Origin of the sequence: Mycobacterium sp. E3251, from assembly GCF_001666835.1 — a bacterium.
Classification (GTDB): Bacteria; Actinomycetota; Actinomycetes; order Mycobacteriales; family Mycobacteriaceae; genus Mycobacterium.
Genome location: NZ_LZJF01000201.1, coordinates 76,344 through 101,855, shown reverse-complemented (window position 1 = coordinate 101,855; position 25,512 = coordinate 76,344). Strand labels below are relative to the sequence as shown.

Below are 25,512 nucleotides of genomic sequence, written 5' to 3'. Positions count from 1 at the left end.
CCCCGTTGTTTGGGAGAACAGCGGTTGACCCGGCATAATCGGTGCTCGACAAGATCGAAGAGGACAGCATGAAATCTGACATTCATCCCGCTTACGCGGAGACCACCGTGCACTGCGGGTGCGGAAACACGTTCCAGACCCGCAGCACGAAGCCGGGCGGCAACATCGTCGTCGAGGTGTGCTCGCAGTGCCACCCGTTCTACACCGGCAAGCAGAAGATTCTGGACAGCGGTGGCCGTGTGGCGCGCTTCGAGAAGCGGTACGGCAAGCGCAAGGGTGCGGACAACACCGACAAATAGCTGCGTTGCCGACGCCCGAACTGTGCGAGAGCACAGGCCGGGCGTCGGTTTGCGTTTACGGCAAATGAGAACGCGGGGCTGAACGGGCAGGAGGTGAGATGTGACGCAGCCGGTGCAGACCATTGATGTGCTGCTGGCCGAACACGCCGAGCTCGAACAACGGCTGGCGGATCCCGACCTGCACAGCAATCCCGCCGAGGCGCGCAAAGCCGGCCGCCGGTTCGCCCGATTGGCTCCGATCGTCGCGACGTATCGCAAGTTGGAGTCGGCGCGCGGTGACCTGGAGGCGGCGCGCGAGTTGGCCGCCGACGACGAGTCGTTCGCCAACGAGGTGCCCGAACTGGAATCACGGGTCGCCGAGCTGGACACCCAACTCACCGACATGCTGGCCCCGCGCGACCCGCATGACGCCGACGACATCGTCCTCGAGGTCAAATCCGGCGAGGGCGGCGAGGAATCGGCTTTGTTCGCGGCGGATCTGGCCAGGATGTACATCCGCTACGCCGAGCGGCACGGCTGGAACGTGACCGTGCTGGACGAGACGACGTCGGACCTTGGTGGCTATAAGGACGCGACGCTCAGTATCGCCAGCAAGGGCGACTCCGCCGACGGAGTGTGGTCGCGCATGAAGTTCGAGGGCGGGGTGCACCGCGTGCAGCGCGTCCCCGTGACGGAATCCCAAGGCCGCGTACACACTTCGGCGGCGGGCGTATTGGTCTATCCCGAGCCAGAAGAAGTGGGCGAGGTGCAGATCGACGAGTCGGATCTGCGCATCGACGTGTACCGCTCGTCCGGCAAGGGCGGGCAGGGGGTGAACACCACCGACTCCGCGGTGCGAATCACGCACCTGCCCACCGGCATCGTGGTCACGTGCCAGAACGAACGCTCACAGCTGCAGAACAAGACGCGGGCGTTGCAGGTGCTGGCCGCCCGCCTGCAGGCTTTGGCCGAAGAGCAGGCGCTGGCCGACGCGTCGGCCGACCGGGCCAGCCAGATCCGGACCGTCGACCGCAGCGAACGCATTCGCACCTACAACTTCCCGGAGAACCGGATCACCGACCACCGAATCGGTTACAAGGCACACAATCTCGATCAAGTACTCGACGGGGACCTGGACGCGATGTTCGACGCGTTGGGTGCCGCCGACAGGCAATCCCGGTTGCAACAGGCATGAGTACGTTGCGGCGCGCGATCGACTCCGCTACGGCGACGCTCGCCGAAGCGGGAATCGATTCCGCCCGCTGGGACGCCGAGGAGCTCGCCGCGCACCTGACCGGCACCGAGCGCGGCCGGCTGGCCTTGCTCGACTCGCCCGGCGACGACTTCCTCGGTCGTTACCGCGATGTCGTGGCCGCACGCTCCCGGCGGGTGCCCCTGCAGCATCTCACCGGCGCAGCCGCGTTCGGACCGCTGATGTTGCACGTCGGCCCCGGCGTCTTCATCCCGCGCCCGGAAACCGAGGCCCTCTTGGCGTGGGTGACCGAACAGCGCCTCCCCACCCGGCCCGTCATCGTCGATCTGTGCACCGGTTCAGGCGCATTGGCGGTGGCGCTGGCCCAGCACCACCCCACGGCGCGGATCATCGGCATCGATGACTCCGGGACGGCCCTCGAGTACGCGCGTCGCAACGCGGCGGGCACCCCGGTCGAACTCCTGCGGGCTGACGTCACAGCCCGTGGACTGCTTCCCGAACTGGACGGCGGAGTCGACTTGGTGGTGGCCAATCCGCCCTACGTTCCCGACGCGGCGGCGGTGGGACCCGAAGTCGCCCAACACGATCCACGTCATGCGGTGTTCGGCGGCCCCGACGGGATGGCGGTGATCGGCCCCATCGTCCGCCTGGCCGGACGCTGGCTTCGCCCGGGCGGCATCTTTGCCGTCGAACATGACGACACGACGTCCCGGCAGACCATCGAGTTGATCTGTGAGACAGGGCTTTTCGACGACGTCACGGCCCGTCATGACCTGGCCGGCCGGTCGAGGTTCGTCACCGCCCGCAGAAGGAGCGGCGCTGATGACTGAAGTCTTCGACTGCTCCGATCCCGACCAACGTTCGCGCGGAATCGCCTCGGCGGCAGGGGCGCTAAAGGGTGGCCGATTGGTCGTCATGCCGACCGACACCGTCTACGGCATCGGCGCCGACGCTTTCAACAGCGCCGCCGTGGCCGCCCTGCTGTCGGCGAAGGGGCGGGGACGCGATATGCCGGTCGGCGTGCTGGTCGGCTCGTGGCACACCATCGAGGGTCTCGTCTACACCATGCCGGACGGGGCGCGCGACCTGATCCGCGCATTCTGGCCGGGCGCTTTGAGCCTGGTGGTGACGCAGGCGCCGTCGCTGCAGTGGGACCTCGGCGATGCACGCGGCACCGTGATGCTGCGGATGCCGCTGCACCCGGTCGCCATCGAGCTGTTGCGCGAAGTCGGGCCCATGGCGGTGTCCAGCGCGAACGTGTCCGGCCGTCCGCCCGCGGTGGATGCCGGCGAGGCCCGTAGTCAGCTCGGCGATCTCGTCGACGTCTATCTCGACGCGGGGACGGCCGAGCAGCAGGCCGCCTCCACGATCGTCGACCTCACCGGTCCCGCCGCGCGGATCCTGCGGCCCGGCCCGGTGAGCGCCGAACGGATCGCGGAAGTGCTCGGCGTGGACCCCGAAAGCCTGACCGCCCAGGCCTAACCCGAGCGGTTCTCTGGTTGCCAGGTTGGTGCAGTACGGTCTCGACGTGTCCAGCGACGTAACCGACCTTGCCAGTGGTTTGCTCGCCCTGGCCGACCGCGGCACCGGTGTCCCGCTGCGCGAGCTTGCACTCGTTGGACTGACCGCGGCCATCATCACGTACTTCGCCACCGGTCCCGTGCGCGTGCTCGCCACCCGGCTGGGTGCGGTTGCCTATCCGCGGGAACGTGACGTACACGTGACCCCGACCCCCCGCATGGGCGGATTGGCGATGTTCCTCGGCGTCCTTTCGGCGGTCTTCCTGGCGTCCCAGCTTCCGGCGCTCACCCGCGGGTTCGTCTATTCGACGGGTATGCCGGCGGTGCTGGTGGCCGGCGCGGTGATCATGGGCATCGGCCTCATCGACGATCGTTGGGGGCTCGACGCTCTGACGAAGTTCGCCGGCCAGATCACCGCCGCCAGCGTGCTGGTCACCATGGGCGTGGCCTGGAGCGTCCTCTACATCCCGATCGGCGGTGTCGGCACCATCGTGCTGGACCAAGCCTCGTCGATCCTGCTCACGCTGGCGCTCACGGTGTCCATCGTCAACGCGATGAACTTCGTCGACGGACTCGACGGACTGGCCGCGGGGCTCGGACTGATCACCGCGCTGGCGATCTGCATGTTCTCGGTCGGCCTGCTGCGTGATCATGGCGGCGATGTCCTCTTCTATCCGCCCGCCGTGATCTCCGTCGTGCTCGCGGGGGCTTGTCTGGGCTTCCTGCCGCACAACTTCCACCGCGCCAAGATCTTCATGGGCGACTCGGGGTCGATGCTGATCGGCTTGATGCTCGCCGCGGCCTCCACCACCGCCGCCGGCCCCGTCTCGCAAAACGCCTACGGTGCGCGCGACGTGTTCGCGCTGCTGTCGCCGTTCCTGCTGGTGGTCGCCGTCATGTTCGTGCCGATGCTCGATTTGCTGCTGGCGATCGTGCGTCGCACCCGCGCGGGCCGCAGCGCGTTCAGCCCCGACAAGATGCACCTGCACCACCGGTTGCTGCAGATCGGCCATTCGCACCGCCGGGTGGTGTTGCTGATCTACCTCTGGGTCGGCATCGTCGCGTTCGGCGCCGCCAGCACGATCTTCTTCAATCCCCGCGATACCGCCGCGGTGATGCTGGGCGCGATCGTGGTCGCCGGCATCGCGACGGCGATCCCACTCCTGCGCCGTCGGGACGAGTACGCAGACGAGGACTACGACAGCTAGTAGTAGTGGCGTTCTCCATATGGTACGGTGCAGGTAGAACCCCAAAAAGCCGCACAGAATGCCGGTCCATCGGACGCAGATCCGATTGGGTCGGCTGGGGATTCACGTCGGGAGATACCCCTTGGGTGATTCCACTGTGACGTGCGATACGCTCGGCGGGCCACCGATCAGTCGGTCGGGGGACTCCCGCTTCACCAACTTGGGATTGAGGTGCTGCAGTGACGACACCAGCGCAGGACGCGCCGTTGGTGTTTCCCTCTGTTGCCTTCCGCCCGGTCCGCCTGTTCGTCCTCAGCATTGCGGTCACTGCGGTGGCAGTCGTCGTCGCCGGCTTGACCGGTCACCTGATGGTCGGGGTCTTCTTCGGCGTCGGGCTGCTGCTCGGTTTGCTCAACGCCCTTCTGGTGCGCCGTTCGGTCGCGTCGATCACCGCGAAAGAGCACCCGCTGAAAAGCACGATGGCGCTCAATTCTGCTACCCGGCTTGCCATCATCACGATCATCGGGCTGATCATCGCCTACATTTTCCGGCCCGCCGGCTTGGGTGTCGTGTTCGGGCTGGCGCTTTTCCAGGTCTTGTTAGTGGCATCGACGGCGCTTCCGGTCTGGAAGAAGCTGCGTGCCGGTGACTGGGCGGACGCCCATCCCGCGGACGGAGGCGGCTTGACGGCGGGAGCGGAAGGAACGGAAGGAAGAGGCAGCAGCGATGACTGAGACGACGTTCCTGGCCGCCGCGATCGAAGTTGGTGAGCACAACCAGGCCAAATGGCTCGGGCTTACGGTCAACACCGACACAATCCTGTCGACCGCGATCGCCGCGGTGATCGTGCTGGCGCTCGCCTTCTTCCTGCGGGCGAAGATCACTTCCACCGGGGTCCCCAGCGGTGTGCAGCTGTTCTGGGAGGCCATCACCGTCCAGATGCGCGATCAGATCGAGAGTGCGGTCGGGATGCGGATCGCGCCGTTCGTGTTGCCGCTGGCCGTCACCATCTTCGTGTTCATCCTGATCTCCAACTGGCTGTCGGTGCTCCCGCTGCAGTACACCGACAAGTCCGGGCACACCACCGAACTGCTGAAGTCGGCGGCCGCGGACATCAACTACGTTCTGGCGCTGGCCCTCTTCGTGTTCGTCTGCTATCACGTGGCGGGCATCTGGCGCCGCGGCATCGTCGGCCACCCGCTCGCCGTGCTCAAGGGTCACGTGGCGTTCCTGGCCCCGATCAACCTCGTCGAAGAGCTCGCCAAGCCGATCTCGTTGTCGCTCCGACTTTTCGGCAACATCTTCGCCGGCGGCATCCTGGTCGCGCTGATCGCGCTCTTCCCGCCGTACATCATGTGGGCGCCCAACGCGATCTGGAAGGCCTTCGACCTGTTCGTCGGGGCGATCCAGGCGTTCATCTTCTCGATCTTGACCATCCTCTACTTCAGCCAAGCCATGGAGATCGAGGAACATCATGACTGAGTCCACCATGAATCGCTTTGTCCCACACACCATTACAGAGGCCTGGTAGACCGCTACCAGCTATCAAGGAGGATAAGAATGGCTCTGGACCCCCAAGTCGCTGCCGCTGCGCTCATCGGCGGTGGACTCATCATGGGCGGTGGCGCGATCGGCGCCGGTATCGGTGACGGTATCGCCGGTAACGCGCTGGTCTCCGGCATCGCCCGGCAACCCGAGGCGCAAGGCCGGCTGTTCACGCCGTTCTTCATCACCGTCGGTCTGGTCGAGGCGGCCTACTTCATCAACCTGGCGTTCATGGCGCTGTTCGTCTTCGCCACACCCGTCGGCACCTAGTTCGCTGTGATGGGTGACGCGAGTCTGAGCGTTCTGGCATCCAGCCAGGTTGTGGCAGAGGGAGGCAACAACTTCCTCGTTCCCAACGGCACCTTCTTCTTCGTGCTGGCCATCTTCTTGATTGTGCTGGCCGTCATCGGCACCTTCGTCGTGCCGCCGGTCATGCGGGTGTTGCGCGAACGCGACGCCATGGTTGCCAAGACGGCCGCCGACAACAAGAAGGCGGCCGAGCAGTTCGACGCCGCCAAGGCCGACTACGAAGAGGCCCTGACGGAGGCGCGGGTTAAGGCGTCGTCGCTGCGCGACAATGCCCGCGCCGAGGGCCGTAAGGTGGTCGAAGACGCGCGCGCCAGTGCCGAGCAACAGGTGATGTCGACGTTGCAAATGGCCTCCGAGCAACTCAAGCGGGAGAGAGACGCCGTGGAGCTGGATCTGCGCGCCAACGTGGCGGCCATGTCGGCGACGCTGGCCAGCCGGATCCTCGGCGTCGAAGTGGCCCCGGCCACCGCGGCAACATCGGCAACCGGGAAATCTGGACGGTAATCGCGTATGTCGACATTCATCGGGCAGTTGATCGGTTTCGCGGCCATCGTGCTTTTGGTCATGCGTTACGTCGTGCCGCCGGTACGCCGTCTGATGGCCGCCCGCCAAGAGACCGTGCGCCAACAGCTGAAAGACTCTGCGGCAGCGGCAGATCGGTTGAGCGAGTCGACCACGGCGCACAGCAATGCGGTGGAATCCGCCAAGACCGAAGCCGAGCGGCTCGTCGAAGAAGCCGAGACGGACGCCGGCCGCATCGCCGAACAGTTCCGGACCCAGGCCGGCGTCGAGTCCGAACGCATCACCGCGCAGGGTGCCCGCCAGGCCGACCTGCTGCGCACCCAGCTGAGCCGCCAGCTTCGCCTGGAGCTCGGTCACGAGGCGGTGCGTCAGGCGGGCGAGCTGGTGCGTAACTACGTCGCCGACCCCGCGCAACAAGCGGGTACCGTCGATCGCTTCCTGGACGACCTCGAAGCGATGGCCCCGGCACCCGCGGAGGTCCAATACCCGCTGCTGGCGAAGATGCGCTCCGCCAGTCGGGTGGCGGTTGCCAGCCTGGCGGAGCGGTTCAGCGACATAGCCAAAAACCTTGACAATAAGGCGCTTTCCAGCCTGTCCGCCGAGCTGGTTTCGGTCGCCGAAATGCTGGACCGGGAGATCGTTGTCACCCGGTACCTGACCGTGCCCGCCGAGGATGCGGCGCCCCGGATCCGGCTGATCGAGCGGCTGGTCTCGGGCAAGGTCGCCGATGCCACGCTCGACGTTCTGCGGATGGCCGTCTCGGAGCGTTGGTCGGCCAACTCCGATTTGGGCGACGCGATCGAGCACATCTCGCGCCAGGCCTTGCTCGAGGTCGCCGAACGCGAGGACAAGGTCGACGACGTGGAAGACCAGTTGTTCCGGTTCTCCCGCATCCTGGACGCACAGCCCCGGCTCGGGATCCTGTTGGGCGACTACGGCGTTCCGGTTGAAGGCCGAATCGACCTGCTTCGCAAGGTTCTTGACAGTGCCAGCGCCCGGGTCGACCCGATCGTCGTGGCGCTGCTGACCCAAACCGTCCAACTGCTCAGGGGCGAGTCCGCCGAGGAGGCCTTCCAGTTCCTGGCGAAAGTCGCGGTGGCGCGCCGCGGCGAGATCGTCGCGCGGGTCAGTGCGGCGGCCGAACTCAGCGACGCCCAACGATCTCGCCTCACCGACGTGCTCGGCCGTATCTACGGCCATCCGGTGACGGTGCAGCTGCAGGTCTCCGACGAACTGCTCGGCGGTCTGCTCATCTCCGTGGCAGACGAAGTGATTGACGGGACACTCGCTTCTCGCCTCGCCGCAGCGAAGGCGCAACTGCCGGACTGACACCAACCACCTACCACAACCACACGCGAACGAAGATCAAGTAGGAAGACGAAAAGCCATGGCCGAGTTGACAATCTCCGCTGATGACATCCAGAGCGCCATCGAGGAGTATGTAGGCTCTTTCACCTCCGACACCTCCCGCGAAGAGGTCGGTACCGTCGTCGAGGCCGGGGACGGCATCGCGCACGTCGAAGGCCTGCCCTCCGTCATGACCCAGGAGCTGCTCGAGTTCCCGGGTGGTGTCCTGGGCGTCGCGCTGAACCTTGACGAGCACAGCGTCGGCGCGGTGATCTTGGGTGACTTCGAGAAAATCGAAGAGGGCCAACAGGTCAAGCGCACCGGCGAGGTCCTGTCCGTCCCCGTCGGCGACGCGTTCCTGGGCCGCGTCGTCAACCCGCTCGGCCACCCCATCGACGGCCGGGGAGACATCGACACCGACACGCGCCGCGCGCTGGAGATCCAGGCGCCGTCCGTGGTGCAGCGGCAAAGCGTGAGCGAGCCGCTGCAGACCGGCATCAAGGCCATCGACGCGATGACCCCGATCGGTCGTGGTCAGCGGCAGCTGATCATCGGCGACCGCAAGACCGGCAAGACCGCCGTCTGCGTCGACACCATCCTCAATCAGCGCGAGAACTGGGAGAGCGGCGACGAGAAGAAGCAGGTCCGCTGCGTCTATGTGGCGATCGGCCAGAAGGGCACCACGATCGCCTCGGTCCGTCGGGCGCTCGAAGAGGGTGGCGCGATGGACTACACCACCATCGTCGCTGCCCCGGCTTCCGACTCCGCCGGCTTCAAATGGCTTGCGCCGTACACGGGTTCGGCGATCGCCCAGCACTGGATGTACGACGGCAAGCATGTGCTGATCGTCTTCGACGACCTGAGCAAGCAGGCCGAGGCGTACCGCGCGATCTCGCTGCTGCTGCGCCGCCCGCCGGGTCGCGAGGCCTACCCCGGTGACGTGTTCTACTTGCACTCGCGGCTGTTGGAACGCTGCGCGAAGCTCTCCGACGACCTCGGGGGTGGCTCGCTGACCGGTCTGCCGATCATCGAGACCAAGGCGAACGACATCTCGGCCTACATCCCGACCAACGTCATCTCGATCACCGACGGCCAGTGCTTCCTGGAGTCCGACCTGTTCAACCAGGGTGTGCGGCCGGCCATCAACGTTGGTGTGTCGGTGTCCCGCGTGGGCGGTGCGGCGCAGATCAAGGCCATGAAAGAGGTGGCCGGGTCGCTGCGTCTGGACCTGTCGCAGTACCGCGAACTCGAGTCGTTCGCGGCCTTCGCTTCGGACCTGGACGCGACGTCCAAGGCGCAGCTGGAGCGCGGTGAACGGCTGGTTGAGCTGCTCAAGCAACCGCAATACCAGCCCATGCCGGTTGAGGAGCAGGTGGTTTCGATCTTCCTGGGCACCGGCGGTCACCTGGACTCCGTGCCGGTGGAAGACGTCAGGCGCTTCGAAACCGAGTTGCTGGACCACATGCGGGCGTCGGAAGAGAAGTTCCTGGCCGGTGTCCGCGACAGCGGAAAGCTCTCCGAAGAGGGCGAGAACCAGCTGACCGAGATCATCAACAACTTCAAGAAGGGCTTCGCTGCCACCGGCGGTGGATCGGTGGTGCCCGACGAGCACGTCGAGCCTTTGGACGAGGAGGATCTCGAAAAGGAGTCGGTTCAGGTCAAGAAGGAGAAGCCGAAGGACAAGAAGGACTCCAAGAGCGGTAAGGACAAGAAGTAGCTAACAATGGCTGCAACACTTCGCGAACTACGCGGTCGAATTCGTTCGGCAGGGTCGATCAAAAAGATCACCAAGGCCCAGGAGATGATCGCGACATCGCGCATCGGTAAGGCGCAGGCTCGGCTGGAAGCCGCTAGGCCCTATGCGTTTCAGATCACCGCGATGTTGACCACGCTGTCGTCCGAAGCCGCCCTCGATCACCCTCTGCTGGTCGAGAGAGAAGAACCCAAGCGGGCCGGCGTTCTGGTGGTGTCCTCCGACCGCGGATTGTGCGGGGCGTACAACTCCAGCATCTTCCGCCGGGCCGAGGAGTTGTTCTCGCTGCTGAGGGAGGAAGGCAAGACGCCGGTCGTGTACACGGTCGGCCGGAAGGCGCTGAACTACTTCAAGTTCCGCAACTGGGACATCACCGAATCGTGGACGGGCTTCTCCGAGCAACCCAGCTACGAAAACGCCGCCGAGATCGCTTCGACTCTCGTCGAGACGTTCATGAAGGGTGCGGGCGACGACGAGTCATCGGACAACCAAGGCGTGGACGAACTGCACATCGTCTACTCGGAGTTCAAGTCGATGATGTCGCAGGCAGCGGTGGCCCACCGCATCGCCCCGCTGGTCGTGGAATATGTCGAGGACACCGAGGAACTTCATACGCTGTATTCGTTCGAGCCAGACGCGACAACGCTTTTCGAGTCGTTGCTGCCGCGGTATGTGACGACCCGCGTCTACGCCGCGCTACTCGAATCGGCGGCATCGGAGCTCGCGTCGCGCCAACGAGCGATGAAGTCGGCGACCGACAACGCGGACGACCTGATCAAAGAGCTGACGCTGATGGCGAACCGCGAGCGGCAGGCTCAGATCACCCAAGAGATCAGCGAAATCGTCGGCGGTGCAAACGCACTCGCCGACGCCGAGTAGCACACGAGGAAGAAGAAAAAACATGGCTGCTACTACCGAAGCAACAGAAAAGACCGATAAGTCCACCAACTCCGAGACCAGCGGCCGCGTGGTACGAATCACCGGGCCCGTGGTCGACGTCGAGTTCCCCCGTGGATCCGTACCGGAACTGTTCAACGCGCTCAACGCCGAGATCACGTTCGAGGAACTCAAGAAGACCCTCACGCTGGAGGTCGCACAGCACCTGGGCGACAACCTGGTTCGCACCATTTCGTTGCAGCCCACCGACGGCCTGGTCCGCGGCGTCGAGGTGACCGACAGCGGCAAGCCGATCTCGGTACCGGTCGGCCAAGAGGTGAAGGGTCACGTCTTCAACGCGCTCGGAGACTGTCTGGACAAGCCGGGCTACGGCGAGGACTTCGAGCACTGGTCGATCCACCGCAAGCCCCCGGCGTTCGAAGAGCTCGAGCCCCGCACCGAGATGCTCGAAACCGGTCTCAAGGTCGTCGACCTGCTCACCCCGTACGTGCGCGGTGGCAAGATCGCGCTGTTCGGCGGTGCCGGCGTGGGCAAGACGGTGCTCATCCAGGAGATGATCAACCGTATCGCCCGAAACTTCGGTGGTACTTCGGTTTTCGCCGGCGTGGGCGAGCGCACCCGCGAGGGCAACGACCTCTGGGTCGAGCTCAAAGAAGCCGACGTGCTCAAAGACACCGCGCTGGTGTTCGGTCAGATGGACGAGCCGCCCGGCACCCGTATGCGGGTGGCGCTGTCCGCGCTGACGATGGCGGAGTGGTTCCGCGACGAGGCCGGCCAGGACGTACTGCTGTTCATCGACAACATCTTCCGCTTCACCCAGGCGGGTTCCGAGGTGTCGACACTGCTCGGCCGCATGCCGTCGGCCGTGGGTTACCAGCCCACGCTTGCCGACGAGATGGGCGAGCTGCAGGAGCGCATCACGTCGACGCGCGGCCGCTCGATCACGTCGATGCAGGCGGTCTACGTGCCCGCCGACGACTACACCGACCCCGCGCCGGCGACGACGTTCGCTCACCTGGACGCGACGACCGAGCTGTCGCGCTCGGTGTTCTCCAAGGGAATTTTCCCCGCGGTGGACCCGCTGGCATCGAGCTCGACCATCCTGGACCCGAGCGTCGTCGGTGACGAGCACTACCGGGTGGCGCAGGAGGTCATCCGAATCCTGCAGCGGTACAAGGACCTCCAGGACATCATCGCCATCCTCGGTATCGACGAGCTGTCGGAAGAAGACAAGCAGCTCGTTCAGCGCGCACGACGCATCGAGCGGTTCCTCTCGCAGAACATGATGGCGGCCGAGCAGTTCACGGGTCAGCCGGGTTCGACGGTGCCGCTGAAGGAGACCATCGAGGCGTTCGACCGTCTGACCAAGGGCGACTTCGACCACATACCGGAGCAGGCGTTCTTCTTGATCGGCGGCCTCGACGACTTGGCCAAGAAGGCCGAAGGCTTCGGCGCCAAGTTGGATTCCTGAGGCGTGAGTGAAACGGCTCTGAAAGGCTCTGTGGCATGGCTGAATTGAACGTTGAGATAGTCGCGGTCGACCGGAAGATATGGTCGGGCGAGGCAACGTTTCTGTTCACCCGCACCACCGTCGGTGAAATCGGCATTCTGCCCAGGCATATCCCTGTTGTCGCCCAGTTGGTCGACGACGCGATGGTGCGCGTCGAGCGCGAAGGCGAAGACGATCTGCGGGTCGCCATCGAAGGTGGGTTCCTGTCGGTCACCGAGGAGACGGTGACGGTCCTGGCCGAGTCCGCCGCTTTCGAATCCGAGATCGACGAAAGCGCCGCCAGGGAGGAATCCGAGTCCGACGACCCGCGCATCGCGGCGCGGGGGCGCGGCAGATTACGCGCCGTCGGCGCAATCGACTAGCCGCCTCGGAGAAGACAGTGAGCGCGCCCATGATCAGCATGGTCGCGCTCGTTGTCGTCTTGGCGGGCGCGGTCGTCGCGCTGAGCTATCGGTTGTGGAAGCTGCGCCAGGGCGGCACGGCGGGAATCATGCGGGACATCCCCGCGGTCGGAGGTCACGGCTGGCGTCACGGCGTGATTCGGTACCGCGGCGGCGAGGCGGCGTTCTACCGACTGTCCAGCCTGCGATTATGGCCGGACCGTCGAATCAGCCGCAGGGGAGTGGAGATCGTCGCCCGGCGTGCGCCGCGCGGCGACGAATTCGACATCATGACCGACGAGATCGTCGTGGTGGAGCTGCGCGATACGACCCAGGACCGCAGGACCGGTTACGAGATCGCGCTGGACAAGGGCGCTTTGACGGCCTTCCTGTCCTGGCTGGAGTCCCGTCCGTCACCACGCGCTCGTCGCCGCAGCGTTTAAGCCCTGCGCCGCAGGCTAACCCGCGCTCGGTGTGCCTCCGCCGGGCTTCCACAACACGTCGCCGTCGGGGTTTGCCGCGCGCGCCAGGATGAAAAGCAGATCCGAGAGGCGGTTCAGGTATTTCGCCGGAAGCACGTTGATCTGCTGCGGCGTGGCATCGATCGCCGCCCACGCCGAGCGCTCCGCTCGACGGACGATGGTGCGGGCGACGTGCAACATTGCCGACAACGGCGAACCGCCCGGCAGCACAAAGGAATTCAGCGCGGCCAGGTGCTCGTTATATTTGTCACACCAGCCCTCCAGTCGATCGATGTAGGGCTGGGTGATTCGCAGCGGCGGATATTCGGGGTTTTCCACCACCGGGGTCGACAGGTCAGCGCCGGCGTCGAACAGATCGTTCTGGATCTGCCGCAGCACGCCCGCGATTTCCTCGTCGGGCTGCCCCATCGCGATCGCGACGCCGATCGCCGAGTTGGCCTCGTCGCAATCGGCGTACGCGACCAGGCGAGGGTCGTTTTTGGAGACCCGCGAGAAGTCACTCAATCCCGTCGTGCCGTCGTCACCGGTTCGCGTATAGATGCGGGTCAGGTGTATCGCCATGAGCAAAACGGTACTGCGCCCCGGGTAGGCATGGAGGCTCGGCTCGATTGCCCGCCTCCTGTTCACTCCGCCGCACGGAGCGCATCGTCGCCGAGCTGGGCTGACTGACAAGCCGATACCGCTTCACTAGACTGACGCGGGTGGCTGAGCGATTCGTGGTGACCGGCGGCAACCGGTTGTCCGGCGAAGTCGCAGTGGGCGGCGCCAAAAACAGTGTGCTCAAGCTGATGGCGGCGACCCTGCTGGCCGAAGGCACCAGCACTATCACCAACTGCCCCGACATCCTCGATGTGCCCTTGATGGCCGAGGTGTTGCGTGGCCTCGGCGCCACCGTCGAGCTCGACGGCGACGTCGCCCGCATCACCTCGCCCGACGAGCCGAAATACGACGCCGATTTCGCCGCGGTGCGCCAGTTCCGGGCATCGGTCTGCGTGCTGGGTCCGCTGGTCGGCCGGTGCAAGCGGGCCAGGGTGGCGCTGCCGGGCGGTGACGCGATCGGGTCTCGTCCGCTCGACATGCACCAGTCGGGCCTGCGCCAACTGGGCGCGCAATGCAACATCGAGCACGGCTGCGTCGTCGCCCAAGCCGACACGTTGCGCGGTGCGGAGATTCAGCTGGAGTTCCCGTCGGTGGGAGCCACCGAGAACATCCTGATGGCCGCCGTCTTGGCCGAGGGCGTAACCACGATCCACAATGCGGCGCGCGAGCCCGATGTCGTGGACCTGTGCACCATGTTGAATCAAATGGGCGCGCAGGTCGAAGGTGCGGGTTCGCCGACCATGACCATCACCGGCGTTCCCCGGCTACACCCGACCGAGCACCGCGTGATCGGGGACCGCATCGTCGCCGCCACGTGGGGCATCGCGGCCGCAATGACCCGAGGCGACATTTCGGTGACGGGCGTCGACCCGGCCCACCTCCAGGTGGTGCTGCATAAACTGCACGACGCCGGCGCGACGGTGACCCAAACGGACGACAGCTTCCGGATCACGCAGTACGAACGCCCCAAAGCCGTCAACGTCGCGACGCTGCCGTTCCCCGGGTTCCCGACCGACCTGCAGCCGATGGCGATCGCCCTGGCGTCCATCGCCGACGGCACGTCGATGATCACGGAAAACGTTTTCGAGGCGCGCTTCCGCTTCGTCGAAGAAATGATCCGGTTGGGCGCCGACGCCCGCACGGACGGTCACCATGCCGTCGTACGTGGACTGCCGCAATTATCGAGCGCCCCGGTGTGGTGTTCGGACATTCGGGCCGGCGCCGGCCTGGTGCTGGCGGGGCTCGTCGCGGACGGTGACACCGAGGTCCACGACGTCTTCCACATCGATCGCGGCTACCCCTTGTTCGTCGAAAACCTGGCGATTTTGGGAGCGGAGATCGAGCGGGTAGAGTAACCAAAGTCAGTGCCCCGCAGGGCCGGTCGCCACACCAGGCGGTCGACACCCCGGGCGCTTGACTCCCTCGCTGGATTGGTACTAGCCTGGCACGGCTGCTCCCGAAACGGTCTCTAGAAGACCAAAACTGGGAGTTGACTCCACTGCCGGACTTGTATTAAGCTGGCAGGGTTGCCCCAAAACGGGCGAAACAAGTGTTGTTTGAGAACTCAATAGTGTGTTTGGTCTTTTTATTTGTTGTTGTTTTTGGCCATACCTAGCACTCCCCGTGTGTGGGTATGGCAATTTTTGATGCCAGTTATTTGGTGTCTTTTTGTTAGGTCAGATTTTCTCTGATTTGAAATTCACCTCGTTCTGCGAGGAGATTTTGTTTGGAGAGTTTGATCCTGGCTCAGGACGAACGCTGGCGGCGTGCTTAACACATGCAAGTCGAACGGAAAGGCCCCTTCGGGGGTACTCGAGTGGCGAACGGGTGAGTAACACGTGGGCAATCTGCCCTGCACTTCGGGATAAGCCTGGGAAACTGGGTCTAATACCGGATAGGACCACTTGGCGCATGCCTTGTGGTGGAAAGCTTTTGCGGTGTGGGATGGGCCCGCGGCCTATCAGCTTGTTGGTGGGGTGATGGCCTACCAAGGCGACGACGGGTAGCCGGCCTGAGAGGGTGTCCGGCCACACTGGGACTGAGATACGGCCCAGACTCCTACGGGAGGCAGCAGTGGGGAATATTGCACAATGGGCGCAAGCCTGATGCAGCGACGCCGCGTGGGGGATGACGGCCTTCGGGTTGTAAACCTCTTTCACCATCGACGAAGGCTCACTTCGTGAGTTGACGGTAGGTGGAGAAGAAGCACCGGCCAACTACGTGCCAGCAGCCGCGGTAATACGTAGGGTGCGAGCGTTGTCCGGAATTACTGGGCGTAAAGAGCTCGTAGGTGGTTTGTCGCGTTGTTCGTGAAATCTCACGGCTTAACTGTGAGCGTGCGGGCGATACGGGCAGACTAGAGTACTGCAGGGGAGACTGGAATTCCTGGTGTAGCGGTGGAATGCGCAGATATCAGGAGGAACACCGGTGGCGAAGGCGGGTCTCTGGGCAGTAACTGACGCTGAGGAGCGAAAGCGTGGGGAGCGAACAGGATTAGATACCCTGGTAGTCCACGCCGTAAACGGTGGGTACTAGGTGTGGGTTTCCTTCCTTGGGATCCGTGCCGTAGCTAACGCATTAAGTACCCCGCCTGGGGAGTACGGCCGCAAGGCTAAAACTCAAAGGAATTGACGGGGGCCCGCACAAGCGGCGGAGCATGTGGATTAATTCGATGCAACGCGAAGAACCTTACCTGGGTTTGACATGCACAGGACGCGTCTAGAGATAGGCGTTCCCTTGTGGCCTGTGTGCAGGTGGTGCATGGCTGTCGTCAGCTCGTGTCGTGAGATGTTGGGTTAAGTCCCGCAACGAGCGCAACCCTTGTCTCATGTTGCCAGCGGGTAATGCCGGGGACTCGTGAGAGACTGCCGGGGTCAACTCGGAGGAAGGTGGGGATGACGTCAAGTCATCATGCCCCTTATGTCCAGGGCTTCACACATGCTACAATGGCCGGTACAAAGGGCTGCGATGCCGTAAGGTTAAGCGAATCCTTTTAAAGCCGGTCTCAGTTCGGATCGGGGTCTGCAACTCGACCCCGTGAAGTCGGAGTCGCTAGTAATCGCAGATCAGCAACGCTGCGGTGAATACGTTCCCGGGCCTTGTACACACCGCCCGTCACGTCATGAAAGTCGGTAACACCCGAAGCCAGTGGCCTAACCCTTTGGGAGGGAGCTGTCGAAGGTGGGATCGGCGATTGGGACGAAGTCGTAACAAGGTAGCCGTACCGGAAGGTGCGGCTGGATCACCTCCTTTCTAAGGAGCACCACGAAAAACACCCCAATTGGTGGGGTGTAAGCCGTGCGGGGTTCTCATCTGTAGTGGATGAGGGCCGGGTGCACAACAGCAAATGATTGCCAGACACACTATTGGGCCCTGAGACAACACTCGGCCAGTCCGTGTGGTGTCCCTCCATCTTGGTGGTGGGGTGTGGTGTTTGAGTATTGGATAGTGGTTGCGAGCATCTAAACGGATGCGTTGCCGGCAACGGTCGCGTATTCGTTGAAATGTGTAATTTCTTCTTTGGTTTTTGTGTGTATGTAAGTGTTTAAGGGCGCATGGTGGATGCCTTGGCATCGAGAGCCGATGAAGGACGTGGGAGGCTGCGATATGCCTCGGGGAGCTGTCAACCGAGCTTTGATCCGAGGATTTCCGAATGGGGAAACCCAGCACGAGTGATGTCGTGTTACCCGCATCTGAATATATAGGGTGCGGGAGGTAACGCGGGGAAGTGAAACATCTCAGTACCCGTAGGAGAAGAAAACAATTGTGATTCCGTTAGTAGTGGCGAGCGAACGCGGAACAGGCTAAACCGCACGCATGTGTAACCGGGTAGGGGTTGTGTGTGCGGGGTAGTGGGATTGATATGTCTCAGCTCTACCTGGCTGAGGGGTAGTCATAAAGTGTCGTGGTTAGCGGAAGTGGCCTGGGACGGCCCGCCGTAGACGGTGAAAGCCCGGTACGCGAAAACCCGGCACCTACCTTGTATCAACTCCCGAGTAGCAGCGGGCCCGTGGAATCTGCTGTGAATCTGCCGGGACCACCCGGTAAGCCTAAATACTTCTCGATGACCGATAGCGGATTAGTACCGTGAGGGAATGGTGAAAAGTACCCCGGGAGGGGAGTGAAAGAGTACCTGAAACCGTGTGCCTACAATCCGTCAGAGCCTCCTTGTGGGGTGATGGCGTGCCTTTTGAAGAATGAGCCTGCGAGTCAGGGACACGTCGCGAGGTTAACCCGTGCGGGGTAGCCGCAGCGAAAGCGAGTCTGAATAGGGCGCATCCCCTTTGGGGTGTAGTGGCGTGTTCTGGACCCGAAGCGGAGTGATCTACCCATGGCCAGGGTGAAGCGCGGGTAAGACCGCGTGGAGGCCCGAACCCACTTAGGTTGAAGACTGAGGGGATGAGCTGTGGGTAGGGGTGAAAGGCCAATCAAACTCCGTGATAGCTGGTTCTCCCCGAAATGCATTTAGGTGCAGCGTTACGTGTTTCACCACGGAGGTAGAGCTACTGGATGGCCGATGGGCCCTACTAGGTTACTGACGTCAGCCAAACTCCGAATGCCGTGGTGTATAGCGTGGCAGTGAGACGGCGGGGGATAAGCTCCGTACGTCGAGAGGGAAACAGCCCAGATCGCCGGCTAAGGCCCCTAAGCGTGTGCTAAGTGGAAAAGGATGTGCAGTCGCAGAGACAACCAGGAGGTTGGCTTAGAAGCAGCCACCCTTGAAAGAGTGCGTAATAGCTCACTGGTCAAGTGATTGTGCGCCGATAATGTAGCGGGGCTCAAGCACACCGCCGAAGCCGCGGCAACCGCAAGGTTGGGTAGGGGAGCGTCCCCCATGCAGCGAAGCTACCGGGTAACCGGTGGTGGAGTTTGGGGGAGTGAGAATGCAGGCATGAGTAGCGATAAGGCAAGTGAGAACCTTGCCCGCCGTAAGACCAAGGGTTCCTGGGCCAGGCCAGTCCGCCCAGGGTGAGTCGGGACCTAAGGCGAGGCCGACAGGCGTAGTCGATGGACAACGGGTTGATATTCCCGTACCCGTGTGTGGGCGTCCCTGACGAATCAGCGGTACTAACCACCCAAATGGTGGTCTATCAATCCCTTCGGGGTGCGAGGATCGCCGGCTGCGTGGGACCTTCGCTGGTAGTAGTCAAGCAATGGGGTGACGCAGGAAGGTAGCCGTACCAGTCAGTGGTAATACTGGGGCAAACCTGTAGGGAGAGCGATAGGCAAATCCGTCGCTCATTAATCCTGAGAGGTGATGCATAGCCGATTGAGGTGAATTCGGTGATCCTCTGCTGCCAAGAAAAGCCTCTAGCGAGCACACACACGGCCCGTACCCCAAACCGACACAGGTGGTCAGGTAGAGCATACCAAGGCGTACGAGATAACTATGGTTAAGGAACTCGGCAAAATGCCCCCGTAACTTCGGGAGAAGGGGGGCCGGAATACCGTGAACACCCTTGCGGTGGGAGCGGGATTCGGCCGCAGAAACCAGTGGGTAGCGACTGTTTACTAAAAACACAGGTCCGTGCGAAGTCGCAAGACGATGTATACGGACTGACGCCTGCCCGGTGCTGGAAGGTTAAGAGGACCCGTTAACCGTAAGGTGAAGCGGAGAATTTAAGCCCCAGTAAACGGCGGTGGTAACTATAACCATCCTAAGGTAGCGAAATTCCTTGTCGGGTAAGTTCCGACCTGCACGAATGGCGTAACGACTTCCCAACTGTCTCAACCATAGACTCGGCGAAATTGCACTACGAGTAAAGATGCTCGTTACGCGCGGCAGGACGAAAAGACCCCGGGACCTTCACTACAACTTGGTATTGGTGTTCGGTACGGTTTGTGTAGGATAGGTGGGAGACTGTGAAACCCCAACGCCAGTTGGGGCGGAGTCGTTGTTGAAATACCACTCTGATCGTATTGGACACCTAACGTCGAACCCTTATCGGGTTCACGGACAGTGCCTGGCGGGTAGTTTAACTGGGGCGGTTGCCTCCTAAAATGTAACGGAGGCGCCCAAAGGTTCCCTCAACCTGGACGGCAATCAGGTGTTGAGTGTAAGTGCACAAGGGAGCTTGACTGCGAGACTTACAAGTCAAGCAGGGACGAAAGTCGGGACTAGTGATCCGGCACCCCCGAGTGGAAGGGGTGTCGCTCAACGGATAAAAGGTACCCCGGGGATAACAGGCTGATCTTCCCCAAGAGTCCATATCGACGGGATGGTTTGGCACCTCGATGTCGGCTCGTCGCATCCTGGGGCTGGAGCAGGTCCCAAGGGTTGGGCTGTTCGCCCATTAAAGCGGCACGCGAGCTGGGTTTAGAACGTCGTGAGACAGTTCGGTCTCTATCCGCCGCGCGCGTCAGAAACTTGAGGAAACCTGTCCCTAGTACGAGAGGACCGGGACGGACGAACCTCTGGTATACCAGTTGTCCCACCAGGGGCACGGCTGGATAGCCACGTTCGGACAGGATAACCGCTGAAAGCATCTAAGCGGGAAACCTTCTCCAAGATCAGGTTTCTCACCCTTTTAGAGGGATAAGGCCCCCCGCAGACCACGGGATCGATAGGCCAGACCTGGAAGCCCAGTAATGGGTGTAGGGAACTGGCACTAACCGGCCGAAAACTTACTTATACACAATCGCAACCACTTTTCAGTTCCAGCGACTATTAGTCGCGGGACGCTCTGACGCCACACCCCCCACCGAAACCAAATTTAAATAGAGTTACGGCGGCCACAGCGACAGGGAAACGCCCGGTCCCATTCCGAACCCGGAAGCTAAGCCTGTCAGCGCCGATGATACTGCCCATCCGGGTGGAAAAGTAGGACACCGCCGAACATACACAAAAACACCCCCGGCGACGGGGGTGTTTTTGCATTCGCTGACGCCGGCGCGTTCCTAATCGAATAGCGTCAAAGCCGAATTCACCGAAGCGCGTTTCTTTTCCAATGCGAGCAGCGTCCGCTTTCGGTCGAGGCCGCCACCGTAGCCGGTAAGGCTGCCGTTGGCACCGATAACGCGGTGGCAGGGAATGACAATCGCAATCGGGTTGTGGCCATTGGCCAATCCCACGGCTCGTGCGGAACCGGAAGCGCCGATCTGGTCCGCGATTTGTCCGTACGATCTCGTTTCGCCATAGGGGATAGTCCGAAGGGCCTCCCACACTCTCCGCTGGAATGTGGAGCCGCGCAGCTCGAATTCGAAATCGAACTCCGTGAGTTCGCCCTCGAAATATGCGTTGAGTTGCTCAGTAGCCTCGTTGAATGCCGCCGGATTCGGGGCCCAGCCGGTGCGGCTTGGCTCGTAGGTCTGGTCGACCATTCGAAGCATGGTCAGAACCGAGTCCTGGCCGGCAAGGGTCAGCGGCCCGATCGGGCTGTCGATGGTGCGGTACTCGATCATGCGACCTCCTGTGGTGGCCATTGGTTAACCGGATGCTCGAGGGTGGTCCATAGGTACTGGGTTGCGTAGGAGCGCCAAGGGCGCCACTGGACGCCATGGGCGACCAGGGCCCGCTCGCCACTCGGTAAGCCCAGCTGCTTGGCGGCCAGGCGAAGGCCGAGGTCGGTGGCGGGGAACGCGTCGGGGTCACCGAGGCCGCGCATCGCAATCACCTCTGCGGTCCATGGGCCCACCCCCGGCACATCCAGCAATTGCCTGCGGGCGGCCTCCCAGTCGCTCCCGCTGTCCAGGACGATACTGCCGTCGGCGAGACGGGCGACGAGTGCGTTGAGGGTTCGTCGCCGGGCTTCGGGGACCGCCGAGTGGACGGGGTCGATCTCGGCCAGCTGCTCCGCTGACGGGAAGGTGTGGGTCAATCCGCCATCGGGGTCGGCGACCGGCTCCCCGTACGCCGCGACAAGGCGGCCGGCGTGGGTTCTGGCCGCCTTTGTCGACACCTGCTGCCCCAGGACCGCCCGCACGGCCAGCTCGGCCTCGTCGACGGTGCGCGGAATGCGTTGGCCGGGCGCCTTGGCCACCACGGGAGCCAGGTACGGGTCCCCAGCCAGCGCGCCGTCCACCGCCTCGGGGTCGGCGTCGAGATCCAGCAGCCGTCGGCAGCGGGCGATCGCAGTAGTCAGGTCACGGAAGTCGTCGAGAGTGAGCACACAGCGGACGTGGTCGACCGCCGGTGTCAGGGCGGCCACGGCGCTGCCGAACGGAAGGCGCAGGCTGCGTCGGTACGCACCATCGCGGACCTCCTCGCATCCGGGCGCCGTGCCGGCGGCGAGATGACCGAAGACGCCCTCATAGGCGAATGGTGTCCGCACCGGCAACCGCAGGCTGACCGTCCCCGCCGACGCCGCTCCGAGCCTTGCGGCACCCGAAGGATCCGCCGCGCGTCGGCGCAGCTCCGTCGGCGCGTTGTCGAAGACCGCACGCACGGTGTCGTTGAACTGGCGAATGCTCGAAAAGCCGGACGCGAACGCGATGTCGCCGAAGGGCAGGTTCGTGGTCTCGACGAGCAGGCGGGCGGTCTGCGCCCGTTGGGCCCGGGCCAGTGCGAGCGGGCCGGCCCCGACCTCGGCCTGCAACAGCCGCTCCAACTGGCGGGTGGTGTAACCGAGGTGGGCCGCCAGCCCGCCGACACCTTCGCGGTCCACCGTGCCGTCGGCGATGAGCCGCATCGTTCGTGCAACGACGTCGCCGCGCACATTCCATTCCGGCGATCCCGGAGACGCGTCGGGACGGCACCGCTTACATGCCCGAAATCCTGCGCGCTGAGCAGCGGCGGCGGTCGGATAGAACCGGACGTTGCGGGCGAAAGGCGGACGCACCGGGCAGCTGGGCCGGCAATAGATGCCCGTTGTCAGCACCGCCGTGACGAACCAGCCGTCGAACCGCGCGTCCTTGGACTGGACGGCGCGGTAGCAGCGTTCGAAGTCTTCGTGCACGCCTCAAGACTTACACCCGCCCGCCGACAAAACTGGCGGAAAAACGACATGGTAGTGCGGACCGTCGCTGTCCCTTGCCGCACGTGTCGAGGTTGCAGGCCTGTTAGAGCACCTATATGTTTCGTTTTATGTCAAATTGCCCCGGATCATGAGCAGGCTCCCACGCCGCGATTGGCCACGGCTTGTGGGGTCAGGCGAGTCGGCTCGCCCAGCCGTGTTCGGCGCCGGCATTTGTTCATTCGCTGGCGGTCCTTCCCACTGACGCTTATGGACGGGCCACTGCTACCGGGGAGTCGTGCGGCGGAGTCCGAAGCCATCTCCGAATTTCTCGATGCGTGCACCACAACGACCGCATGCTTGCTCTTGGAGGGCGAAGCGGGAATCGGCAAGACCACCCTGTGGTTGGCAGCTATCGACCGGGCCCGCGCACGAGGCATGCATGTGCTTTCCGCGCATGCCGCGGCCACCGAATCGGTGACGGCCTACGTCTCCTTGGCTGACCTTTTTTCAACTGTCGGGGCGGACGTTCTCGACGCGCTACCGGCACCGCAACGGGCGGCGGTCGACCGAATTCTGTTGCAGGTCAGTGCCGATGGACAGGCAACGGACCAACGTGCGGTTGCGGCGGCGTTCGTTTCGGCGATCGAGATCCTGTCGGATAGCGCTCCGGTGCTGGTGGCCATCGACGACCTCCAATGGCTGGACCCTTCCAGTGCTCGCATTGTCGCGTTCGCCGCACGACGGTTTTCCGGTCCCGTGGGGTTGTTGGCGACCGTGCGGACTGGCGATGCTGACGACGTATCGTGGCTGCAGCTCGAGAACCCCAATGCGATGAGGCGACTTGCGCTCAAACCCTTGACCGTCGGCGGACTGCATCAAGTCATCACGGCGCGGCTGGGGCGCTCGGTTTCAAGGCATGCCATGTTGCGCATTCACGACGCCTCTGGCGGCAATCCCTTCTACGCCATCGAATTAGCGCGCGCCATACCCGAGGGGCAAACGGGCATCGAGATGACCCTGCCAGCCACATTGACCGGGCTGGTAACTTCCAAAATCGGGGTGCTCGATGAGGATGTGCGCGAAATCCTTCTTGCCGCAGCATGTCTGGCCGAACCGACGGTAGACGTCGTGTCGAAGGCGGCAGGTCGGGGCGTCGATGAATGTGTTCAACGACTGCTCGTCGCAGAGCAGCGCGGCATCATCACAATCGACCGTAACCGGCTCCGATTCACTCACCCACTACTCATCGCTGCCGTTTATACCGCAGCCGCACCGTCGCAACGGCGCGCCATGCACAGGCGTCTGGCGGCGCTGGTTGACCACCCGGAATTGCGCGCTCGCCACCTGGCGCTGGCCGCCACCCACGGTGACGCGGCAACGCTGGAGGCCCTTGATGCCGCCGCTGAGTTGGCCAGCAGGCGTGGGGCACCGGCGGCGGCCGCCGAGTTCGCCGAATTAGCCAACGAGCTCGGCGCAAATGATCCTGAGCGTAGGATCCGTTGCGCGACACTACACTTCAGCGCCGGCGATGCAGCTCGCGCACGCGAGGTTCTCGAGGAAGTGCTCGAGACCCCGGCAGCGGTGCGGGTGCACGCCGAGGCCCTAAGCTTGCTGGGACTGTGGGCGTTGCTCGACGGCAGTTCCCGAGAAGGCGCTCGGTTGCTGCAGCGAGCGGCGGACGCGGCCACCGGAGACAACGGGTTGCTGGGTCGGATATTGGTGTCGTTGTCCTTCGCCCGGATCAACACTCACGAGTTCGACGCCGCCGTGCAGGCGGCCAACGAGGCGGTGAACAGGGCGGCCCGGCTAGACGACCGTCAGGTCCTGAGCCAGGCGTTGAGCATGCAAGTTCTGGTGCACTTCCTGGTCGGTGACGGTTTCGACGAAGCGACCTTGCGAACGGCGGTGCTGCTCGACGACGGCGAAGAGCCGTCGTCGGCCATGCTGTGGCCAACTCTTCAGCGCGCCGCGCTGCTCAACGCGACGGGACGCCTAGAGGAGGGGCGCCGGGAGCTCAGGACGATTCGGCAGCGCTATGCCGAGCGTGGTGCGGACAGCGAGATGATGGTCGATGCCTTCCATGGCGCGCTCAACGAGATCTGGCGTGGCGACTTCGCGGAAGCATCGCTCATCGGTGAGGATGCCCTGCAGCGTGCGCGCCTCCTCGACGAGGACCTGCCGCTGGCGGTGGCACTGATGATCCAGGCCATGGTGGCCGCCTACGCCGGCGACGAGCCTGTAGCTCGCCGCGATGCCCGCGCGGCGCTTAGCGCAGCGCAGCGGTGCGACTCGCCAGCACTGGTCACGGTGTGGCCGACGACCACACTTGGCTTTCTTGAACTTTCCCTCGGCAACTACGAGGCGGTGCTGCAGACTGTGGCACCGCTGCTGGGTCGATTCGAGCAGAACCCGCGCGCCACGGAAATCTATGTCACCCCGTTTCTACCCGATGCGGCCGAAGCGCTGATTCACCTTGGCCGATTCGACGAGGCCCTGAGCCTGATTGACGTTCTGGAGGGCAACGGACATCGGTTGGACAGGCCGTGGATGCTGGCATTGGGGTCCCGTTGCCGGGCGATGCTCTTGGCCGGTAGACGAGATCTGAGTGCCGCGCTGGAGGCTGCCGAACGCGCGATGGCCGAGCATGAGCGGCTACCGATGCCGTTTGAGCGGGCCCGGACGCAATTGCTCCTTGGTGAGATTCTGCGCAGGCAGCGCAGCCGAGAAGTCGCCGCTACAGCGATGCGTACAGCCGCGGCCGCCTTCGAAGAGCTCAACACGCCGCTTTGGGAGCGACGTGCGCGAACCTCATTGGAACGCATCAACTTCGGCCGAGGTGAGTCGAAGGTGCTGACGTCAGCGGAGCAACGGATCGCCGACCTGGCGGCGGGTGGCAGAACGAATCACGACATCGCCGCTGCACTCTTCGTCAGTCCTAAGACCGTGGAAGTGCACCTCTCTAGGATCTATCGCAAACTCGGCATCCGATCCCGTGCGGAACTAGGCCGTCGCCTGGACCAACTGAAAAGCGACTCCTAGCAACCGGTCTGAGTACCCGGGTCTGCGGGCGAAGGA

General features: G+C 63.6%; 20 protein-coding genes and 3 rRNA genes. 20 read left to right on the top strand and 3 right to left on the bottom strand.

The window, feature by feature from the left end:
* The first annotated feature begins 68 nt into the window (after positions 1 to 68).
* The 15 genes from rpmE (at position 69) to A5697_RS26370 (ending at position 12,904) form a co-directional block, all read left to right on the top strand.
* The gene (gene rpmE / locus A5697_RS26440) at positions 69 to 299 is read left to right on the top strand and encodes a 50S ribosomal protein L31 (protein WP_067951093.1); all 231 of its coding nucleotides are present in this window, start codon (positions 69 to 71) and stop codon (positions 297 to 299) included.
* A gap of 100 nt (positions 300 to 399) precedes the next feature.
* Complete coding sequence (gene prfA / locus A5697_RS26435; RefSeq protein ID WP_067951036.1) at positions 400 to 1,473, top strand: peptide chain release factor 1; 1,074 nt, start codon at positions 400 to 402, stop codon at positions 1,471 to 1,473.
* The gene (prmC, locus tag A5697_RS26430; protein WP_068012689.1) at positions 1,470 to 2,321 is read left to right on the top strand and encodes a peptide chain release factor N(5)-glutamine methyltransferase; all 852 of its coding nucleotides are present in this window, start codon (positions 1,470 to 1,472) and stop codon (positions 2,319 to 2,321) included. The genes prfA and prmC overlap by 4 nt, the downstream gene beginning before the upstream one ends.
* Positions 2,314 to 2,973 carry an L-threonylcarbamoyladenylate synthase gene (locus A5697_RS26425; protein ID WP_068012688.1) on the top strand — a complete coding sequence of 220 codons (660 nt, stop codon included), beginning with the start codon at positions 2,314 to 2,316 and terminating at the stop codon, positions 2,971 to 2,973. Before prmC ends, A5697_RS26425 begins: the two co-directional genes overlap by 8 nt.
* 28 nt (positions 2,974 to 3,001) lie before the next feature.
* Complete coding sequence (locus A5697_RS26420; protein ID WP_156673462.1) at positions 3,002 to 4,219, top strand: glycosyltransferase family 4 protein; 1,218 nt, start codon at positions 3,002 to 3,004, stop codon at positions 4,217 to 4,219.
* Between the two features lie 218 nt (positions 4,220 to 4,437).
* Positions 4,438 to 4,932 carry an ATP synthase subunit I gene (locus tag A5697_RS26415; RefSeq protein WP_067951031.1) on the top strand — a complete coding sequence of 165 codons (495 nt, stop codon included), beginning with the start codon at positions 4,438 to 4,440 and terminating at the stop codon, positions 4,930 to 4,932.
* Positions 4,925 to 5,680 (top strand): F0F1 ATP synthase subunit A, encoded by a 756-nt coding sequence (gene atpB / locus A5697_RS26410; protein ID WP_067281249.1) that lies wholly within the window; start codon positions 4,925 to 4,927, stop codon positions 5,678 to 5,680. Before A5697_RS26415 ends, atpB begins: the two co-directional genes overlap by 8 nt.
* A gap of 84 nt (positions 5,681 to 5,764) precedes the next feature.
* Positions 5,765 to 6,013 carry a F0F1 ATP synthase subunit C gene (locus tag A5697_RS26405; protein WP_024636915.1) on the top strand — a complete coding sequence of 83 codons (249 nt, stop codon included), beginning with the start codon at positions 5,765 to 5,767 and terminating at the stop codon, positions 6,011 to 6,013.
* Positions 6,014 to 6,022: 9 nt separating this feature from the next.
* Entirely contained in the window at positions 6,023 to 6,556 is a 534-nt protein-coding gene (locus A5697_RS26400) for a F0F1 ATP synthase subunit B (protein ID WP_067951029.1), read from the top strand.
* 6 nt (positions 6,557 to 6,562) lie between these two features.
* Complete coding sequence (locus A5697_RS26395) at positions 6,563 to 7,903, top strand: F0F1 ATP synthase subunit B/delta (RefSeq protein WP_068012686.1); 1,341 nt, start codon at positions 6,563 to 6,565, stop codon at positions 7,901 to 7,903.
* A 58-nt stretch (positions 7,904 to 7,961) separates the two neighbouring features.
* Entirely contained in the window at positions 7,962 to 9,638 is a 1,677-nt protein-coding gene (gene atpA, locus A5697_RS26390) for a F0F1 ATP synthase subunit alpha (protein ID WP_068012684.1), read from the top strand.
* A gap of 6 nt (positions 9,639 to 9,644) precedes the next feature.
* On the top strand, positions 9,645 to 10,553 hold the full coding sequence (locus A5697_RS26385; RefSeq protein ID WP_068012682.1) for a F0F1 ATP synthase subunit gamma: 909 nt from the start codon (positions 9,645 to 9,647) through the stop codon (positions 10,551 to 10,553).
* A gap of 22 nt (positions 10,554 to 10,575) precedes the next feature.
* Positions 10,576 to 12,042 (top strand): F0F1 ATP synthase subunit beta, encoded by a 1,467-nt coding sequence (atpD, locus tag A5697_RS26380; RefSeq protein ID WP_067951023.1) that lies wholly within the window; start codon positions 10,576 to 10,578, stop codon positions 12,040 to 12,042.
* Between the two features lie 35 nt (positions 12,043 to 12,077).
* Positions 12,078 to 12,443, top strand: coding sequence for a F0F1 ATP synthase subunit epsilon (locus A5697_RS26375; protein WP_067951021.1), 366 nt, complete (start codon positions 12,078 to 12,080; stop codon positions 12,441 to 12,443).
* 17 nt (positions 12,444 to 12,460) lie between these two features.
* Entirely contained in the window at positions 12,461 to 12,904 is a 444-nt protein-coding gene (locus A5697_RS26370; RefSeq protein ID WP_082953607.1) for a DUF2550 domain-containing protein, read from the top strand.
* A gap of 15 nt (positions 12,905 to 12,919) precedes the next feature.
* Here A5697_RS26370 and A5697_RS26365 read toward each other — a convergent pair whose 3' ends face one another.
* A complete protein-coding gene (locus A5697_RS26365; protein WP_068012681.1) occupies positions 12,920 to 13,504 on the bottom strand; it encodes a cob(I)yrinic acid a,c-diamide adenosyltransferase in 585 nt (194 codons plus the stop codon).
* 140 nt (positions 13,505 to 13,644) lie between these two features.
* Between A5697_RS26365 and murA the strand changes: the two genes are divergently transcribed.
* From murA to rrf, 4 genes are all read left to right on the top strand, one after another.
* Complete coding sequence (murA, locus tag A5697_RS26360; protein ID WP_067951017.1) at positions 13,645 to 14,898, top strand: UDP-N-acetylglucosamine 1-carboxyvinyltransferase; 1,254 nt, start codon at positions 13,645 to 13,647, stop codon at positions 14,896 to 14,898.
* A gap of 368 nt (positions 14,899 to 15,266) precedes the next feature.
* Positions 15,267 to 16,795: ribosomal RNA gene (locus A5697_RS26355) — 16S ribosomal RNA — on the top strand.
* Between the two features lie 282 nt (positions 16,796 to 17,077).
* Positions 17,078 to 20,175, top strand: a 23S ribosomal RNA gene (locus A5697_RS26350).
* A 92-nt stretch (positions 20,176 to 20,267) separates the two neighbouring features.
* Positions 20,268 to 20,380, top strand: a 5S ribosomal RNA gene (gene rrf, locus A5697_RS26345).
* Together the 16S, 23S and 5S rRNA genes form the textbook arrangement of a ribosomal RNA operon.
* Positions 20,381 to 20,440: 60 nt before the next feature.
* Here the strand turns inward: rrf and A5697_RS26340 are convergent.
* Both A5697_RS26340 and A5697_RS26335 read right to left on the bottom strand, forming a co-directional pair.
* Positions 20,441 to 20,944 carry a methylated-DNA--[protein]-cysteine S-methyltransferase gene (locus tag A5697_RS26340; protein WP_067951015.1) on the bottom strand — a complete coding sequence of 168 codons (504 nt, stop codon included), beginning with the start codon at positions 20,942 to 20,944 and terminating at the stop codon, positions 20,441 to 20,443.
* Positions 20,941 to 22,437, bottom strand: coding sequence for a DNA-3-methyladenine glycosylase 2 family protein (locus tag A5697_RS26335; RefSeq protein WP_067951014.1), 1,497 nt, complete (start codon positions 22,435 to 22,437; stop codon positions 20,941 to 20,943). Before A5697_RS26335 ends, A5697_RS26340 begins: the two co-directional genes overlap by 4 nt.
* A gap of 267 nt (positions 22,438 to 22,704) precedes the next feature.
* On the opposite strand from A5697_RS26335, the gene A5697_RS26330 reads away from it, so the two are divergent.
* Positions 22,705 to 25,476 carry a LuxR family transcriptional regulator gene (locus A5697_RS26330; RefSeq protein WP_067951012.1) on the top strand — a complete coding sequence of 924 codons (2,772 nt, stop codon included), beginning with the start codon at positions 22,705 to 22,707 and terminating at the stop codon, positions 25,474 to 25,476.
* Positions 25,477 to 25,512: the final 36 nt, after the last annotated feature.

Coding starts and splice junctions, on each gene's coding strand:
- rpmE (WP_067951093.1), top strand. CDS start 69: ATGAAATCTGACATTCATCCCGCTTACGCGGAGACCACCGTGCACTGC.
- prmC (WP_068012689.1), top strand. CDS start 1,470: ATGAGTACGTTGCGGCGCGCGATCGACTCCGCTACGGCGACGCTCGCC.
- A5697_RS26425 (WP_068012688.1), top strand. CDS start 2,314: ATGACTGAAGTCTTCGACTGCTCCGATCCCGACCAACGTTCGCGCGGA.
- atpB (WP_067281249.1), top strand. CDS start 4,925: ATGACTGAGACGACGTTCCTGGCCGCCGCGATCGAAGTTGGTGAGCAC.
- A5697_RS26400 (WP_067951029.1), top strand. CDS start 6,023: ATGGGTGACGCGAGTCTGAGCGTTCTGGCATCCAGCCAGGTTGTGGCA.
- A5697_RS26395 (WP_068012686.1), top strand. CDS start 6,563: ATGTCGACATTCATCGGGCAGTTGATCGGTTTCGCGGCCATCGTGCTT.
- atpA (WP_068012684.1), top strand. CDS start 7,962: ATGGCCGAGTTGACAATCTCCGCTGATGACATCCAGAGCGCCATCGAG.
- A5697_RS26385 (WP_068012682.1), top strand. CDS start 9,645: ATGGCTGCAACACTTCGCGAACTACGCGGTCGAATTCGTTCGGCAGGG.
- atpD (WP_067951023.1), top strand. CDS start 10,576: ATGGCTGCTACTACCGAAGCAACAGAAAAGACCGATAAGTCCACCAAC.
- A5697_RS26375 (WP_067951021.1), top strand. CDS start 12,078: ATGGCTGAATTGAACGTTGAGATAGTCGCGGTCGACCGGAAGATATGG.
- A5697_RS26365 (WP_068012681.1), bottom strand. CDS start 13,504: ATGGCGATACACCTGACCCGCATCTATACGCGAACCGGTGACGACGGC.
- A5697_RS26340 (WP_067951015.1), bottom strand. CDS start 20,944: ATGATCGAGTACCGCACCATCGACAGCCCGATCGGGCCGCTGACCCTT.
- A5697_RS26330 (WP_067951012.1), top strand. CDS start 22,705: ATGGACGGGCCACTGCTACCGGGGAGTCGTGCGGCGGAGTCCGAAGCC.